Source organism: Pseudomonas sp. nanlin1, assembly GCF_045571515.1.
GTDB lineage: Bacteria > Pseudomonadota > Gammaproteobacteria > Pseudomonadales > Pseudomonadaceae > Aquipseudomonas.
The window spans coordinates 5,319,146-5,333,211 of the sequence record NZ_CP124218.1; the positions used below are offsets into that span (position 1 = coordinate 5,319,146).

The window sequence follows — 14,066 nt, forward strand, 5'->3', positions numbered from 1 at the left end:
TAACTCCGAGCCACCCTTAATATATACAAATCCGGCGCACAATATAATTTCTAATGATCGTTCAAGGCAGCCGCCCCCCCTGAACATTCAATCAAAACTTTATCAATATCTAACAAACGCTGAGTAGTTGCTTTCCACGCTGCTAATCGCTCGTATGCACTTATGAACCAACACAGGTTTTCGCACAAATTGCCGAAAGCCGAATTTATCTGCATAATATCGCCAAAACTTAGGCTGCCCGCAAAAAACCGAGGTACTGCCAGCATGCTGCTGAAAATTAGGCAAAACTTGTTATAGCTTATGCTAAATAGGGTCAAGCGACTTTTAACCATAATTACCTGGCGCATGTTCGTGAGACTCACTTCTAATTTTTTCATAACAGATGCCTTTCTAGAACAGTTTATTTTCTCTATACGCTGCATTAGAGAATTACTTCGAAAGGAGACAAGTTCAAATCGGAGATCAGCCTCAGATCGTTGTTGATCATTACTTAACAGAACCAAACTAGAGCCTATCCTTTGGCAAATATATGTACCGAAAAAAGCGTATAGAATGGCAGCCCAAAACATATGAGCCGGCACCGTAACGCCCCATACAGAAGCCTCGCCGGAAATTTCGACTAATACGAAGCTAAATGAGATGATGCTTACAGCCGTATAAATCAGCCCGCACAAAAGATCTAACGATTCAAAGGTGAATTTCTTGATATCCTCTGCGATTCTCTGATCAGGGTTGTCAATAATCCATTCAATCTCATGTGCCCGAGCGGAAGCAGAGCCCCATTTAGAAATATAATAGCGAGTTAACCAGCGCCTCCATTTGAGCGCAAGCAAATCGACAAGGTAAGTAACGGCAACGAGCCTAGCGACGCAAAAGATGGAAATCCCGACAAAAAACCCAATTAAACTATAAAAGCCCCGCACGTCGCGATCTTGGATGGCATTGTAAAAATTTTTATACCATTCATTGATAGCCAGAGCTGATACCACCCCCAAGATCGAAAGAGCGAGCAACGTAAGAATTGCAAACCAAGCAAAAGCACGCTCTTGGCTGCCCCAATAGAGCGAGATGATAGGAATCAAAGACTTAAAAAAACAATTACTTTCAACTTTTGATACTTTATTGCGATACGCCATGTATCCTTCACCCGCAGTATGCATCATAGCATTTGTAAGATTATCTCGGTTAACTGGTGGTATCGCTAAATCGACCAGAAGCCTAACTTTCCCAAACTAGAGCCAAGTCGGAGACGCGCGATTTGCCAGTTTTTCATCGTGTCAATGTGTTCCTGATTGGCAGCAGAGGAGGCAGACAAGGCATTTAACAACTCAATCATGCTGCCGACTCCGGACTGATAGCGTCCCCGTTCAATATTTAATGATTGACTTGAAAACTCTACCCATTTATCTGTGGCGTCTAACGAGTCCGTTGCAGATTTAAGATCTTGGACATTTGACCAGACATCTAATGCAACTTGTAGTTCTTGACCTAAAATTTCGGCTTCGCGCTGTTCCAGCCGTGCTTGGGCAGCGCGTGCGTTAGACCGCCCTTCGAAACCATCAAACAAAGGAATAATTAATTGAATGCTAATGCTATTATCTTGGATATAGCTCCTCCCACTCGGTTGTACAGATTGATCAGTTCTGACGTTGCTATGACTAACTTTCAGATTAATTCTCGGCATTGTCTCCGCACGCTGCACCTCAATGGCCGCTTTTTGGGCGTCTCTTACAGAATTTGCAAAAATCATGGAAGGATGATCTCGCTTGGCTTGTTCGATGAGCTCATTGACGCTTTCAGAAAATTTGATACCTGGATTTCGGCGTAAATTCACCGCTAGTTCTAAAGGAGTTTCAGGTGGGAGCCCCATGCGCAACGCGATTAGTCCCTTAGCTTTAAGGAGTGTTCTTTGGTGATGGCCCCTGTTAATTTGAGCCTGGGAATAAGCGGTCTGGGCCTGGAGACGATCTGAAAGCGCGGCCGCACCTGATTCATACTTAGCGGTCGCCACTTGAAGATATTCAGATGCGTAGGCAGAAACTTGGCTTGCCGCGACAAATCTATGATGTGCCGCAACTGTATCGTAGAATAGTTGTGAAGCATGTAAAAACACATCCTGCAGATGATTGTCTTGGCCAGCGTTTGCTGCAATGAGTAAATGTTTTGCATTTCTAAGATTCGCATCCCTGTGACCGAAGTCAAATAGCACCCAACTCAAACTCAGTCGGTTGTGAATTTGCCGCAGATACCCATGTGTAGAAAGGTTATACCGCTGATCGTATGCGATGTCCTTGTCACTACCGGTAACAGCAACGATGCCATCGAGGCGTGGCAGATAAGCTGACTTTCTGACCTCAACAGCTTCGGCTTGAGCTTTGGAAATAGCCAATCCCCGCCGAACCTGAGGATCATTACAAAAAACTCGTTCGACCACGTCTTCCAAAGTCAAGACCTTCGGCAATACATTGCTATGACAAGCGATGGGTAGACTACCAAAGCGATGTATATCACTACTGTACATACTAATCGGAGTTAGTGAGCCCGCAGCATCCGATGCTCCGACAGAGTTTGAATAGACCAAGTATAGAAAGCATGTGATGTGAGTTATAAATTTCTTTAGCATTTTTTAACGTCCGCAGCCGGACATATTGACGCGATCATCCACAACTCGACCAGCATGCAACGAAACCACTCGATTTGCAGTAGCTATAGTCTCGGGGCGGTGCGCAACAAGAATCCTAGTTATTTGAAGAGATTGCAGAGCAAGATTTACTTGGCGCTCACATGCTAGGTCAAGATGACTTGTTGCCTCATCAAGTATAAGAATGTCCGGTTTTTTATAGAGCGCCCTTGCCAGAAGCACGCGCTGCTTCTGCCCCCCAGATAAAACAGTGCCCATATCCCCAACGAGTGTATTGTAACCCATCGGCAGTGCCTGAATTTCATCGTGAATTGAGGCCTTCCGGGAACACTCTATGATCCAGTCCAAGTCAGGACTAGTATCAAAAAAAGCGATATTATCTGCAAGTGAACCAGCAAAAAGACAATCATCTTGCATAACGGTGCCGATTTGGCTGCGAAATTTATTCACATTTAAATGGCGGAGATCTTCACCGGCTATTTTTATCTTTCCTTCCGTAGGGGTTAAGATCCCCAATAACAGCCCAATGAGAGTACTTTTACCACTACCAGAAGCGCCGGCGATCGCAACTAACTCCCCATAAGCAATATGCAGGTCTATACCCTTTAATACATAATCTTCATGCGCCGAATAACGATACTTTAAACCCTTTATATCAATATCGCCAAAGAGAGCAGGATCTCTATCTTCAAACTCCTTGATATCTTCAGGGGGAGAGGTAACAATATCTGCCAAACGCTCAGCCTGTAATCTAAGCATATTAAGTGCAAAAATGCTGTCTATTAAACTGGATACACGACTCATAAACTGAGTTTTATACGCTATAAATGCCATCAGCACACCGACAGTGAATTCACTATTCATAACCATTGAAGCACCAAACCCGACTGCAATAATACTTTCAGCGCCAAAAATCAAGCTATTCAATTGCGTATATGTCAGCTGTAGTTTGTGGGTTCTTAAACCGGCGTTGATCTGCTGGACCAGTAACGCGAGCCAAACTGACCGCCTCTCAGCGTCACGTTGAAAAAGCTTAATTGTACGTATGCCTCGTACAGTTTCGAAAAAATGACTTTCTTGTCGAGCAGTATGAGTGATTTGCTCCTCACTTGCCCGGCGTAATGGAAGGTACCATGCCCATCTAAAAGCTGCGTAGGCAACAATGGCGGCCACACTTACCAGTGAAAGTGGTGGACTATAAGCAAACATTAGAATGAGCGTTGCTATGGTCATTAATCCATCAAGCAGAGTGGAAAAAAAAGCAGCCGTCAGTGTTTTCTGTATTTCGCCAATAGCGCCGAATCTTGAAACGATGTCACCTAAATGGCGCTTTTCGAAATACTGAACGGGTAAGCGGAGAAGATGAGTAAATACGTTGGCACGCCACTGAACACTTAATAAGGTAGTCATGTGAATCATGACCAAAGCAAGTGTAAAACTAACCGCTTGCTGCATCACTAATAATATAGAAAATCCTATTATTAACATATGCAGCAGATCGCGATCCTGGGTAATCAATACATTGTCGAAGATCCATTGTAAAAAAAATGGACCTATCAGTGACATGGTCTCCAGCACAAGCGCCAATATTAGCACTTGCGTTAAACTCCGATATAGTCCGTGGACTCTGCCTACGATATCTGCAATTTTTATCTCCGACTTGGCCTTCTTTTTTTCAAAACCGTTGTCCGTCCATAATTCAACAGCTATACCAGTGAAAGATAGGCTGACTTCAGATAGACTTAACTTACAGTTGCCTTTTGCGGGGTCATGCAAGACTACATACTCTCCCTGTATGGCTTTTAGAACAACAAAGTGGTTGAAGTTCCAGTGCAAAATGCACGGCAAGCTGAGCTTCCCTATATCTTCAAGCTCAAGCCTGACAGATCTTGTACCCAGCTTGAGAATTTTAGCTGTTGTAATCAGCTGCTTCAGATTCATTCCTTTGAGGGACACACTAAATTGACGGCGTAAATCCATAAGTGATACGTGGTATCCGTGATAACATGAGATCATTGCTAAGCACGCCAAACCACATTCGGTAGCTTCCGTTTGGAGAATCAATGGTAGCCGTCGGCCAATCCGAAACGCTAACGAATCTAAGTAACTCATTTAATTTCCTTCAGAATTTTTCTGTCAGACTATAGATAGGATTGATCACCCATTCATATAGATGGCGACTTTCCTGCAAGATGTCTGCTTCAACCAACATGCCAGCACGAAGCGGACGAGATTCTCCATTAGCCATCACGAATTGGTCCTCGATTTCAACGCGAACTTGATATACTTGCTCCCCACCAACTTCGAGCCCGGGCACGGTTCCAGACACAGAAGCTAATTCATGTGCAGACAAAGCAATTTTTGTAATGCTTTTGATCTTTCCGGCGTGCTGACCAAATTTTTGATAGGGGAAGGAGTGATATCGCATCATCACAACATCCCCGACGTCAATAAATCCGACAGCTCTACCTGGAGCATATAGCTCAACTAGGAGAGAAGACCCTTCCGGTAAAACAGTCATCAACGGCCGATTATAGTGTATGGTTTGACCTGGCTCGGCTAAGATAGCCGTTACCAAACCCGCCTGCGGAGCAATCACTATTTCTGTACGCTGGGCCTCGCTTTCAATAAACTCCTGCTCTACATTGAGCAGCGCACGTTGAATAGCGGCTTCTTGATTTTGATGTATAGCCGAAAGCTGCGAGCAATAACGTGTCCGCTCTGTAAACTCGTAATCTAGGACCTGGGCCTCTCTAGCTAGCATCTGGAGCTTTTGCCGCTGACCCAATAGTTCCGCTTGGCGTTGCTGTAATTGGTCGATCGATATGTAACCTTTTTCCCTGAGACCTTGATAACGATTGCTTGCGTCCGCGGCCAGTTGGACCAGCCTTCTTTGGTCCGCTATCTGCTCGCTTAATGCCTCTAACTGATGCTTGAGACTTTTTAGCTTGCTTTGAATACCAGACGTCTCCTCAGCCTGAATCTGCTTGAGTGTTAACAATTCCTTCCGAAGAGATAGTCTTCGCTGTCCTATGCGATCACTAACACCTGCATGCACGTGGCTTAAATCCCCTGAACGACGCTCGCCGGATAACCGAACCAGCCGCTCTCCCTGCTTGACCACTTGGCCCTCTTCAACAAACCGCTCGAGTATTGAGCCATTCCCCCTGGCATATATTTTTACCAGGCCTTGGGACGGTACCAACTGCCCGGAAAGCGTAACGCGCTTTGTATAACTGCCAAGAAATAGCATCATGATTAGCGAAACTAACGCGCCCCCCGCAAGCATCGTGTATAGACGAAATGATATTGGCCGAACTATTAAAACCTCGCCCAACCATAGAGCGCCTCTAGAACTCAATGCTTCAGAACGAAACAACCTTTTTTTTGACATCAAACCTACTCTGTTTCTAGATAACACAAGAGATCGACCAAGCACTATTTGTCAGACTCGTCTTAACGCATTTCAAGAAGCTTCCTACAAACAGGGATTACAATTTTTTCCCACTGCAAATGGCCTCACGTTTTTCGAACACTATGATAACTTCTTTATAATATAAATCGTTACAGTGCTTGCTCTACTACAATTACTTTGTAAGACTCTAAATGAACATCAACCAGGGTAGAAAATGAAAGTCACCAAACGAGAGCTCGATGTGATGAATTTACTAGTTAGCGGGCTAACTAATAAGCAAATTGGCCAAAGGCTTGGGATCAGTAACCACACGGTAAGAGATCACATTTCTACGATCTGTGGCAAACTAAACGCGGCAAACCGCGTAGAGCTAGCAGCGATAGTTGCGAAAATTGAGGCTCAAATGGCGGACTCGCCTTCGTAAATAATTGATACCAATTTCGCACATGGCGATACGTTCTGTTAGCCCTGCAGGTGTAGGGGGGGCTGGTTTTTCAATGCGTATTTCCCATCAGTACGCTATAGCCATCTTATGCTTATTGACTCAGGAGGACCTCGAGATAATTTTTTCTGCCAAAAATAATTTTGAAACGTGTAAGACGCTTTCTTTAATTTTGTAGGTATCATCCGACGGCGGAATATAACAATCAAAAATCTTGCACGTGATAAATAGAATGTTAGTGTTGAGGCGGCGTAGGCTCTGTAGGAAAAGAATATCGCGAACACCGCATAGAGCAAGCCAACGAGACCTTAGCGGCATAACTTTTCGCGTGCTTGTCCAGGCGCGTTATGATTCGGGGGTTCTCTTTCACCCAGCCAAACATGCGCACAACGATATTGCGCTAACGGTATTTGGGTGGATCATACGGTCCTGGTGAGCCAGGATTGAGTTGTCGCTTCATCGAGTGCCGCGGGATCACAAATTACATCTGATACTGGTCGCATTCGCGGCGTCGCGCTTTAGTGTTTTAGCCGCTGGCTACGCGCAACCATCTACAGGGGCTACGCTGGCTCTATGGAATGCTGACCTCGTTCCACAAGGGCAGGGCGTAGCTCATGTTATCACCTGACTGCCGGAGAGCAGAAAGCGCTAAGGTGCCCCGTTGCCATCGCAGATCACTTTTATTTTGTTCCTCAGGCCACTGCGACTGCGGCCTAAAGCATGATCGTAAGCCCCCCTTTTTTTACTGGTGCCGGAAGAGGCTAATACTGCATACAGCGATTGAGGCCATCATCCGGGTTGGCAAATCATCAAATCTCGCTCAATTAATCTGAGGTGGAAGCGTTTTCGTTGACCACGGGCCAAAGCTCTCCGACATGTCTCGCCCCCCAAGCTTTTTAGCAAAGCACCTAGAGCACCCATCAAGCATCAGTCGGTAACCATACCGCACCGGCCCTGGCCATGTTTTTCGTTAAGATATTGACAACGACAGCCCAAGCCTCGCCCGGCCTGGAGGAACAAAAGGACCTCCGTTAGCCGAGTAGATAACTTTTGGGCTTGCTATGATCCTGAAACAGCCTTTCACGGGATTATCTTATAGGCTGAGTCATGGTTGTAAAACAGGGTGTTCAAGCAAAACTTAATCGGGAGGTATAGCCTGTAACGGTCTGCGGAAAGCAAAACTGCGTATTGAACATCTCTAATTCCGTCTATAGTCGGCGCACTAGGTTAGAAACCTTTATTGGCCTCTCGCATAGTTGTGTGGAAGCGCCGTGCCGGCGCTTGAAACGCCGTTTACTGGTCCACCTAAGCCGATCAATCCATTGAGCTGTTGTGCTGTTGTGCTTGGGGAGGCCATAGAAGGATTTTCGATTCTTAATAGTTCAAGAAGCTTCTGCGGCTCCCACTTATCATGAGCGATCTTCATCTCCACCATGCGCACTAGGATCTCACCGTCGATTTTTTTAGTGCTATGTGAGGCCGCTGGTAAAATTCGGACAACCCATAAATCATGCTCCTGTTTCATATCTGGAAAGGCCTCCTTCCGCCCTAGCCAGCGATACCGTCATCAATTTGATGCTGGAGCGTATAGCTATGCATTTTTAATGCTCGCCCGCAAAACAGCGGGGGCGCGAGAGCAAACTAGTGATGGCTGCGCCTTGATATACGCTTAGTTAATTATTATCCGCAATGTATATCTACGGACTTATAATAATGACTGGTAATGGCGGAAGAACAATCGCTATCATGGGCTGGGAGAGAATATGCATGACTATAAGAAATTGATGGCAGGATGCCGCCTGGTCGCACAATTCCCCCCGCGCATGACAGAAATAACTGTACGCTACCCCAGGACGATTTCGGCTATCAAGAGGCTGAATGATTAGTTATACTCGCCATCGAATGGAATCTGGGTACCTATTTCTTAGCCCAAGTTTACAGAGAAAAGCGCATGAGGACGAATACACCAACTTTCTTGATGAAGGGCTTTATCATGCAACGTGATGGATAAAGCCCACTTTGCGGATGGAGTTCTAAAGTCTTAGAACTATTAAATTTACAACAAATTTTGGGACTGATTAGGCTGCTAGCGACCCTCCCGCTCCACCTGATCCGCCTAACCTATCTATACCATTAGATATCCAACTCTGTACTGGGGTGTGTTCATTTATCAGGTTTCCAGCGGCCCAGCCTAAAGCCCCTGCCGCAACGACTGCTCCCCCTGCCATACTTCCGAGGCCAGCCTGCGTCAACAGTGCCGCACCAGTATTTCCGGCGGAAGCACCTAGCGACAATCCGACTCCTGCCCCAAGCGCGCCTCCAACTACCACAGCGTCCGCCGTATTGACTGCACCACTCACCATAAAAATCTCTTCGTCAGTCAGCTCCCGCATCTTCACTTACCTCTCTTTTTAAATGACCCAGTACCAAGAAGGGCTTTAAAAAACGTGCTAACACTCGGATTTTTCATCAATTCTGATATCTCTTGAGCCTGTTGCCTCATATAAAAATATACCACTACACTGCCGATGAAGCTGGCTATTGAAGAAAAGAAAACCTCACCTTCACTCAAGTGGTACACCATTAAAAAAATTGATACAGTGGATCCAATAGCTCCTATTACTCCCACGCTTCTACTCATTCCCACCCCTTATAAAACATAATTTATCGCATGTAGTGTTTTTTATTACAAGTTCCAAAGACATGCATCCTATTAATCAAATTTCGTCAAGGAAAACTATTAATGCGACAACTAAAATCTCATATGCTGGGCCTTACTGCCACCCTACAGCTGTAGGGTAGAGAATCGCTAAAATTAAAGTTAGCATCTCGTCAATGACGACATGTCGACTAATTACAACGCTTGAAACACCTAAGCCGCTACCATATAGCTTGTTCGAAAACCTATTGATCGATTACTTGAAAACACCACTAGCTATTCTTATGACAAAAAATCAGCTATCGCATCTGTCAGAAATTTTCGTCAGTTTCGAAACTAAAAAAATTCAAGGATGTAGCGTTGTCTATAAAAATCAGAGCTTGATGAAAACCAAAAGTTTGGAAGATATACTCGACGAATATAGCTTTATTGTGATTTCTGATAATGATGATGCTGACCGACAGGGAAGAGTTAAGAATTTCATGGCCGAACGCTATGGTGGAGATGGAATTTTAAAGAACGGTGGGGGGGGACGCTGTGGTTTCGATGGCGAATGGCAGCTGAAAGGTTTAGGTCCGAATGAGCTGGTTGATTCGAATGCAGAAAAAACTCATTCCGATGGAAATTTGAGCTTGACAACAGCGTTGTATGAAAGCATTTGGGCTGAAATCTTGCACTTGGTCTTGCCGTATGGAGCCGTCAGGTCTGTAGCCGTGCTTGATACCGGGAGAAAATTTGAGTTTGGAGGATGTTCTGTAGCACGCGGGCTACTAGTCAGGGAACCGGTAGTACGCCTAGCACATTTTATAAGAGCTACCTACTTCAAAGAACGGAATTTAAATAAACTAGGAGAAGACGCTACGCGCGTAAAAGCCACCATTCAAAAACTAGCAAATTTTTTACCAAATGATACTATTCTTACCAAAACCAGTACTACAGAAAACTTGAGGAATGGATTCTTTGGGCTAGCGACCCGGTATGCAAAACAGTTTGCCACAGCTCGTGCAAAACATATCATTCATTATAATGTCAGTGCTTCTAATGTCTCTATAGATGGCCAATGGCTAGATCTCAGTGGCACCAGAATTTTCACGAACCTAATAAATGGTGACCGTATCGATATCGATCGATTCAATGCGGAGTACTTACCCGTATTAGACAGCTTTCAAAGCCTTTGTTACTATTTAGTTAAATATAATGTTCTTGACAGTCAAGAATCCTCCAAAATTCTTAACCTAACTCTTAGCCAATTCGTAAAGGTCTACGATATGGAAGTTAGCATTCAACATGTCGCTCAAGCAGGCTTCCCACTCTGGATGCTCAGAAAGTTGACTGATAGCCCAGAATTCGAAGCTTTCTCAAATCACTTAAAAAAAATATTTGAAAATTATTCATTCGTTGTAAATGAGATCAATCTAGGAAAAATTTGGCACGGCTATGAGCGCCAAGTTACACGCTTATACCGTGACCTGCTTTTAAACAAAACTGGAAGTCTGGCGCCCTTAGATTTTTCATGGCTCCGGGCAGATGTTCCTCCCCATGAAGTACAGTCTAGTTACGATCGTTTATTTGATCTATCAGCGTATTACGCAAACAAAAAAAATATTTCAAGAAAAAACTTTGCCCGGTCACTAGCGATTAATATGATTCGACTGAACCGAAGTTCTAATGTATTACATGGGCTAGAGTCACGTATAGTGAAAGCCACTTCAGAAAATCCCGCTAAACGAGTTGAAATATTTGAATCACTGCTAGAAGAAGTTATATTCAGCGCAGAGTTGAACCTAACCAATGAATCGGAGCAATCTATCCCATTCTGGCTGGATAGTAATACCCGCATCAGCTTTTGTCCTGCTTCTGGCATGTACGAACTGCAAAACAAGCACAAGTATACTTTATCGGCGCAATCTCTGAAAAAACTCGGAAAAGAAAATATCTCCATAAATTCCGCCCTTCTATTTTACGGAGATATTTGGAGTATACTGGATGAAAAATAGTTATTCTCTCTCCACCAACTGCGGTAGCAGTGAAGTCAATCGGAAGGCTACACTTTTAGGTTATGCAAATATGATTCTATTTGCGTGCAGTAGCTCATCAAAACTCCAGCTACGCACGCTAAACTACTGGATTTCGCCAGCCATTGATCACAATCAAATCGTATTTTTATTTGATAGCACTGGCAGCCCTTTTGGATATGTGACTTGGGCATATTTAGCATCTGATGCCGAGAACCGCTTGCTAAACGATACAAATTTTTTACTACATCCTTCCGAATGGAATGAAGGAGGCCAGTTCTGGATCATCGACTTTTTTTTTCCTTATGGTGGCGTAAAGGAGGCGGCACGAAAATTACAATCTTTCTTTCATAGCTTGGGGGTTTATCAGGTTAAATGGGCACGAAGAACATCGGAATATAAAGTGCGCAAAGTTTTCCAATATAATTTTTCACTCGCAGGCTCGTAGCCTCATGGCAGAAAAAAACTAACCATCTTCTTAAATCACCCAGCAATCATATTTGATCAATACAGTGATCTGCTGAAAACTACAAGCTGGAAAGGAAGCGCCGCGAGAAAGGCTCTCAAGTAAATCCAGCAGCTCTACCACTACAACATCAAAAATTCAAATATCCGTGCCCCTAAGCCACCAGCACCTAAAAATTTTAATATGTTGTTACCCATTCGTACCTCTAGGATGGCTTTCTATGCGTACTACAAGAAAATCAATACTTTTCTCACATATTAATTTTTACTTATAGCTCATACCCAGCCCCAAGGAAATATTAATTTAGATATTTCTTGCCAAACCTTTCACAAAAACTGCACGAGTTAATAGCATATTGCTAATGATGAAAATAGTTAGATACGCAGGCCGGCATTAGCGTTATCGGAGCGCTTAACACATGCAAATTTTTGGGTAGCGCATTTTATGCCTACCAACCCGTTCGCTGCCATGCTAACCGTTCCTGATTTCGATCGAACACTCATCTGAAGGCTACATCGCTCCTCAAAAAAAGCGCTCCTATTTTAGCTAAGCCTTCCCATGACGACCTTCCGTCTACGCAAGACTAGCCGCCCTTGTAAATTCCCCCTAGCCATTTAGTAATTTTCACTACCCGCGCGCACTATTTTCAATCTGTCTTAAAAAAAACCAGCCCTATAACATCCCCGCCGTCGAAAGATCCTATTGAAAGGCGCTACTCATGTTATGGACGAATAAGCTTTCGGATGATGCAGCCAGCTTTGTACTAAGTGCGGATGCCGAAGCCCTGACTCACTACTGCGCGGCCGATGCGTTGGCGCAGCCGCGTAGTTTTTATACCAGCAGCCCGTACCAGCGGCCTTCACGCCCGCAGGACGTTACCGATGCGATTATTACTACTCGCCTGTCCAGCGACCAGCTTTGCAACAGCCAGCATTTGTTAGCCCAGCGGCTGTTATTGAATATTTATGAACAGGATTTGGTGTTTTTACCCAAATCGCCCCAGGTCCTGGATCTCAAAGCCTTTAAAGCGTTCTACGCGCCTGAGCAGGCTGCCAGCGGCAAGAAAATCCGCCCTTTGCTTGAGCATTATGTTTACGACTGGCTCAAGGAAGAGGTCCACATCAATGGGGCCTGGTGCCTGGATTCTTTCGTGGCCCATACGGACAAAGTATTGGAGGACGTCGCCCAGTCAGAGTCCAAACTTTTTGAAGTGCTGACCAGCAGCCGTCAGCCGCAGCGGGCTGCCAAGTTTTTCATGACCCAGTGCGCGGGGGATTTCCTCAGTGAAGCCTCGGCCATGGCGCGTAACGTGCTGGGTAACTGCGGTGTGTACACCAGCGAGTTGTTCAAGATTTTGATCGACGAGTACGGTTACGGCATCGACAAAAAGAAGCACAGCACTATTTTTGAAGACATGCTCAAAGACATGGGCATGTCGCACCACGTGCACCATTACTGGCAGTTCTATACACCCGCTTCGCTGTCGCTGACCAACTACTTCCATTACGTGTCGGCTAACCATGGCGAATTGTTCCGCTACATCGGTGCCATGTATTACACCGAAGCCACGCTCGCGCTCACCACCCAGCATCAGTCCCGCGCCATCAAGACGATCTTCAACGGCAGTGTTTCCACCGAGTATTTCGATGAGCACTCCCACATCGATGTGCACCACGGCAGGATGGCCCTGCAACGCCTGATCCTGCCGATGATCAAGCAGTTCGGGAACAAGATCATCCCTGATCTGATTCGCGGGTTCGAAGAGTTCAAGCTGCTTCAAGACATCGCCGATGAAGAACTCTATGCGCACATCAAGTGGCATGACGAAATGGATGAGCACCGCGCCCAAGCCGCCGCCCTACACGGCAACAAACCCGCAGACCTGACCATTACCGAGGCTGAGCACACCCTGTCGGTGCTGCACATTCACCCCAACGACGAACTGTTCTGGGTCGAATCGGGCGAGTTGGACTTCGTGGCGAGCCCTGAACTGACCGTACACCTGAAGGCCGGGGAAGGCGTTGTGATTCCTAAAGGCATGCTGCACGGGACCTATGTCACCAGCGAGTCTTGCACTTATACCGTTACTGCCCTTTGAGCCAGCCAGCCATGAAAGCCATCAGCCTGAACATCAGCCAAGCCAACTACATCGCCGTGGCGCAAAAGACGTACTTCCTCAAGCGTCACCAGTATTCGACTCAGTTGCTGCCCACCACTTGCCCCCACCGTGGTGGGCCCCTGCACATGGGCGAGGTCACGGCCGATGGGCAAAGCGTGATCTGCCCATGGCACGACAAAGCTTACAAAGTCTGCAACCTGGAAAAGAAGTCGCTGCCCACAGTTCGCGTCAGAAACCAGATCAGTACGGTCATTGGTGCCACCGAGCGGTGCGTGCCTTTACTTAAAATTTCTCGCTACGATTGAGGGT

Annotated in this window: 11 protein-coding genes; 5 read left to right on the plus strand and 6 right to left on the minus strand. The window is 45.6% G+C overall.

Annotated features, from left to right (window positions below; translation table 11 throughout):
- Positions 1-50: 50 nt before the first annotated feature.
- The 4 genes from QCL65_RS24550 to QCL65_RS24565 form a co-directional block, all read right to left on the minus strand.
- A complete protein-coding gene (locus QCL65_RS24550; protein ID WP_407313564.1) occupies positions 51-1,136 on the minus strand; it encodes an SbmA/BacA-like family transporter in 1,086 nt (361 codons plus the stop codon).
- 65 nt (positions 1,137-1,201) lie between these two features.
- Entirely contained in the window at positions 1,202-2,434 is a 1,233-nt protein-coding gene (locus tag QCL65_RS24555; protein WP_407317014.1) for a TolC family protein, read from the minus strand.
- Positions 2,435-2,626: 192 nt separating this feature from the next.
- The gene (locus QCL65_RS24560) at positions 2,627-4,753 is read right to left on the minus strand and encodes a peptidase domain-containing ABC transporter (protein ID WP_407313566.1); all 2,127 of its coding nucleotides are present in this window, start codon (positions 4,751-4,753) and stop codon (positions 2,627-2,629) included.
- 10 nt (positions 4,754-4,763) lie between these two features.
- Complete coding sequence (locus QCL65_RS24565; protein ID WP_407313568.1) at positions 4,764-5,897, minus strand: HlyD family secretion protein; 1,134 nt, start codon at positions 5,895-5,897, stop codon at positions 4,764-4,766.
- Positions 5,898-6,270: 373 nt separating this feature from the next.
- On the opposite strand from QCL65_RS24565, the gene QCL65_RS24570 reads away from it, so the two are divergent.
- Entirely contained in the window at positions 6,271-6,480 is a 210-nt protein-coding gene (locus tag QCL65_RS24570) for a response regulator transcription factor (RefSeq protein WP_407313570.1), read from the plus strand.
- A 1,255-nt stretch (positions 6,481-7,735) separates the two neighbouring features.
- On the opposite strand, the gene QCL65_RS24575 is transcribed toward QCL65_RS24570, so the two are convergent.
- The gene (locus QCL65_RS24575; protein ID WP_407313572.1) at positions 7,736-8,023 is read right to left on the minus strand and encodes a hypothetical protein; all 288 of its coding nucleotides are present in this window, start codon (positions 8,021-8,023) and stop codon (positions 7,736-7,738) included.
- An 870-nt stretch (positions 8,024-8,893) separates the two neighbouring features.
- The gene (locus QCL65_RS24580) at positions 8,894-9,139 is read right to left on the minus strand and encodes a hypothetical protein (protein WP_407313574.1); all 246 of its coding nucleotides are present in this window, start codon (positions 9,137-9,139) and stop codon (positions 8,894-8,896) included.
- A 278-nt stretch (positions 9,140-9,417) separates the two neighbouring features.
- Here QCL65_RS24580 and QCL65_RS24585 point away from each other — a divergent pair, with 278 nt between their 5' ends.
- The 4 genes from QCL65_RS24585 to QCL65_RS24600 all read left to right on the plus strand — a co-directional run bounded on the left by QCL65_RS24585 (position 9,418) and on the right by QCL65_RS24600 (position 14,062).
- The gene (locus tag QCL65_RS24585) at positions 9,418-11,154 is read left to right on the plus strand and encodes a hypothetical protein (protein ID WP_407313576.1); all 1,737 of its coding nucleotides are present in this window, start codon (positions 9,418-9,420) and stop codon (positions 11,152-11,154) included.
- Entirely contained in the window at positions 11,144-11,620 is a 477-nt protein-coding gene (locus QCL65_RS24590; RefSeq protein ID WP_407313578.1) for a toxin-activating lysine-acyltransferase, read from the plus strand. The genes QCL65_RS24585 and QCL65_RS24590 overlap by 11 nt, the downstream gene beginning before the upstream one ends.
- Before the next feature lie 736 nt (positions 11,621-12,356).
- Complete coding sequence (locus QCL65_RS24595) at positions 12,357-13,736, plus strand: iron-containing redox enzyme family protein (protein ID WP_407313580.1); 1,380 nt, start codon at positions 12,357-12,359, stop codon at positions 13,734-13,736.
- Between the two features lie 11 nt (positions 13,737-13,747).
- Positions 13,748-14,062 (plus strand): Rieske 2Fe-2S domain-containing protein, encoded by a 315-nt coding sequence (locus QCL65_RS24600; protein ID WP_407313582.1) that lies wholly within the window; start codon positions 13,748-13,750, stop codon positions 14,060-14,062.
- The last annotated feature ends 4 nt before the right edge of the window (positions 14,063-14,066 follow it).